Below are 3,167 nucleotides of genomic sequence, written 5' to 3'. Positions count from 1 at the left end.
GTGATCTACGAGCAGGCCAACAGCCACGGCCAGAAGGTGCAGTCGGCGGGCAGCAACATGGCCCAAACCGACTCCGCAGTGGGTTCTAGCTGGGCCTGAGCCCAGCCTGGTCAGGGGCGCGGGTATCACACAGGGGGTCGTGATATCCGCGCCTTTGGCATGCCCAGACAGCAATTACACTGGAGTCAGTAAGCGCGGGGACTCGACGCGCCGCTACCTTCGAAGCGAACATTTCGTGAAAGCGCAGTTTCACGGGATAGCTTGCTCTACCGTGGGTACTCGCGTGTGTCGGGTTGCCGGGGATGAGTCGTTGTCGGAGCCGTTTCAGCGGCTGGCTGGTTTGGGGTTGGGATGATTCCAGAGTTTTCGTGGTTGCCGCCGGAGATCAACTCGCTACGTATCTTCTCGGGTGCGGGCGCTGGGCCGTTGATGGTGGCCTCGCAGGCCTGGGAGGGCTTGGCCGCAGATCTGCGGGCGTCGGCTTCATCGTTTGACTCGGTGATCACCGGGTTGACCGGTGGGCCGTGGGCGGGCCCGGCGTCGGTGTCGATGGCGGCTGCCGCCACACCGTATGTGGGGTGGTTGAGCGCCGCCGCCGGTCAGGCGGAGATGGCGGCCAGTCAGGCGCGGACGGCGGCAATGGCGTTCGAGACGGCGTTGGCGGGCACGGTGCATCCCGCGGCGGTGACGGCCAACCGGGTGTCGCTCATGGCGTTGATCGCAACCAACTTCTTAGGCCAGAACACCCCGGCGATCGCGGCCACCGAATTCGACTATGTCGAGATGTGGGCGCAGGACGTCGCCGCGATGCTCGGGTATCACGGTGGTGCCACGTCGGTGGCGGCGGCGCTGACGCCGTTCAGTGCGCCGCCGGTCGACCTGGCGGGCTTGGCCTCATCGGTCGGTGCCTCGGTGACCGGCCTGGCCTCGTCCGCCACCAGTGCGGTCAGTCCTGTGCTGCAGGGCGTTTCGTCGGCGGCCGCGCCCTTGGTGTCGGGTGTGCAATCCGTGGCTTCGGCAGTGCCGGTGGAATCGGTGATGTCGGTGGCGCAACTTGGTGCGATGCCGGCGAGCATGTTGATCTCGCCGATGATGTCGCTGGCCCAATCCGCCAACGCGGGCACCGCCGGACTGGCCGGCGCGAGTATGGCCGCCGATCTGCCGAAGTTTGTGGGCGACACCGCGCCTGCCGCTACGGGCCTACACGGCCTGGGCGGCGGTGGGCTGGGCACGGGCATGTCCGCTGGACTTGGCCAGGCTCGGCTGGTGGGCGCGATGTCGGTGCCGCCGACCTGGGAAGGGTCGGTGCCCAAGGGCATGGCAACCTCGGCAATGTCGGGACTCGGTGCCGTGCCCAATGCCGCCGAGATGGCACAAGCCGCCGGTGCCGCAGGCACGGGCGGTATGCCGATGATGCCGATGCCCATGGGTGCCGGAGGCGCCGGCGGTGGTATGCCCGGCGGGATGATGGGCCGCGGCGGTGGCGGCGCGCACGTCGTCCAGAACCGGCCGAGCGTGGTTCCGCGGACCGGCATCGGATAGTTCCTTCCACAGCGTCGGCGCGTTGAGTGTGAAGGTCGCTACGGACTTCGCCGTTATGCGTCGCTACCGGGACGCCGACGGCCGAATTCAAGCCGCGGCTATTTCGCTGGAACGGTTCTCGAGCGACGCCGCACGTCCGTTTGCGCACCGCGATACGACCGCGCACCGGCCCGCCGCATTGGCCGGCTCCGCATCAAGTGCATGACACTGAATCCGCTGGGGCCCCAACCTTTCTCGGGAGTGGCCACCCGCCTCACATGCCTAGGTCAGCAGCTCGCCGCCCGGCTTGGATGCGGAGCGGTAGCTCCGCATTTCGGCCATGCCGCGACAACTTTTTGCGCGTGTGTGTACTAGAACCAGTGAATTCGGGGAATTAAGGACATTGTGCCGGGTATTGGCATACGATTTGGTGTGCTCGGTGGTATGTCATGGCCGCCGAGCCGTGGTGTGTGAGATCGGCACTGGAAGGGGAAAAGGTGCTGTTGCCTCTTGGTCCGCCCTTGCCGCCCGACGCCGTAGTGGCGAAGCGGGCTGAATCCGGCATGCTCGGCGGGTTGTCTGTTCCGCTCAGCTGGGGTGTGGCTGTTCCTCCAGATGACTACGACCACTGGGCCAAAGAGTCCGAGGAAAGCGTCGACGCGACCGTGGCGGCGACTGAAGGACAGGGACTGGGCCCAGAAGGTGCCGAAGGCACGGGCGAGTGGAATGAATGGGCCGAATGGAACGAGTGGGAAGCCGAGAATGCTGAACCTCGCTTTGAGATGCCACGCTCGAGCAGCGTGATACCGCATTCTCCGGCGGCCGGTTGAGAGAGAGGGGGGAAGACTGTCGTTGTTTTACGGGTGATCGACGACTTCGGCAGCCCCGCGGCCGGCGATTACAACAGTCAATCTGTATGAGAAATCCAGGTAACAAAGTCCAGTAGGTCCACTAACAAGGAGAACAGGCAACATGGCAACACGTTTCATGACGGACCCGCACGCGATGCGTGACATGGCGGGCCGCTTTGAAATGCACGCTCAGACGGTGGAAGACGAGGCCCGCAGGATGTGGGCGTCCTCGCAGAACATCTCCGGCGCGGGCTGGAGCGGTCAGGCGCAGGCGACGTCGCTCGACACCATGGGTCAGATGAATCAGGCCTTCCGCAACATCGTGAACATGCTGCACGGGGTGCGTGACGGACTGGTCCGCGACGCCAACAACTACGAGCAGCAAGAGCAGGCTTCGCAGCAGATCCTGAGCAGCTAACGTCGCCGCGGCGAATGCCGCTGCACCCCACCAACTTTCATAAGCTAAAGGAGAAATGGTTCGATGACGATTAACTACCAGTTCGGCGATGTGGACGCCCACGGCGCTCTCATCCGCGCACAGGCCGCCAACTTGGAGGCCGAGCACCAGGCCATCGTTCGCGATGTGCTGGCTGCCGGTGACTTCTGGGGCGGCGCCGGTTCGGTGGCGTGCCAGGAGTTCATCACCCAGTTGGGTCGCAACTTCCAGGTGATCTACGAGCAGGCCAACCAGCACGGCCAGAAGGTTCAGTCCGCCGGCAGCAACATGGCGCAGACCGACAGCGCCGTCGGCTCCAGCTGGGCCTGACACCCTTAACGACAAAAGGGCCGCACACC

The 3,167-nt window shown here is 65.0% G+C and carries 4 protein-coding genes and 1 pseudogene; all 5 read left to right on the top strand.

Annotated features, from left to right (window positions below):
* Nucleotides 1–99 (top strand): annotated as a pseudogene (locus tag A9W95_RS04430) (type VII secretion protein EsxI); the annotation flags it as partial.
* 252 nt (nt 100–351) lie between these two features.
* Nucleotides 352–1,542: a PPE family protein gene (locus A9W95_RS04425; RefSeq protein ID WP_067409406.1), complete on the top strand. Its 1,191-nt coding sequence runs from the start codon at nt 352–354 to the stop codon at nt 1,540–1,542.
* A 476-nt stretch (nt 1,543–2,018) separates the two neighbouring features.
* On the top strand, nt 2,019–2,351 hold the full coding sequence (locus A9W95_RS04420) for a hypothetical protein (protein ID WP_082982890.1): 333 nt from the start codon (nt 2,019–2,021) through the stop codon (nt 2,349–2,351).
* 142 nt (nt 2,352–2,493) lie between these two features.
* The gene (locus tag A9W95_RS04415; RefSeq protein ID WP_067409405.1) at nt 2,494–2,790 is read left to right on the top strand and encodes a WXG100 family type VII secretion target; all 297 of its coding nucleotides are present in this window, start codon (nt 2,494–2,496) and stop codon (nt 2,788–2,790) included.
* A gap of 63 nt (nt 2,791–2,853) precedes the next feature.
* Complete coding sequence (locus tag A9W95_RS04410; protein ID WP_067408914.1) at nt 2,854–3,138, top strand: WXG100 family type VII secretion target; 285 nt, start codon at nt 2,854–2,856, stop codon at nt 3,136–3,138.
* The last annotated feature ends 29 nt before the right edge of the window (nt 3,139–3,167 follow it).

The organism is Mycobacterium sp. 1423905.2, assembly GCF_001673155.1.
Taxonomy (GTDB): domain Bacteria; phylum Actinomycetota; class Actinomycetes; order Mycobacteriales; family Mycobacteriaceae; genus Mycobacterium.
This window is presented reverse-complemented; position numbering and strand designations above follow the sequence as displayed.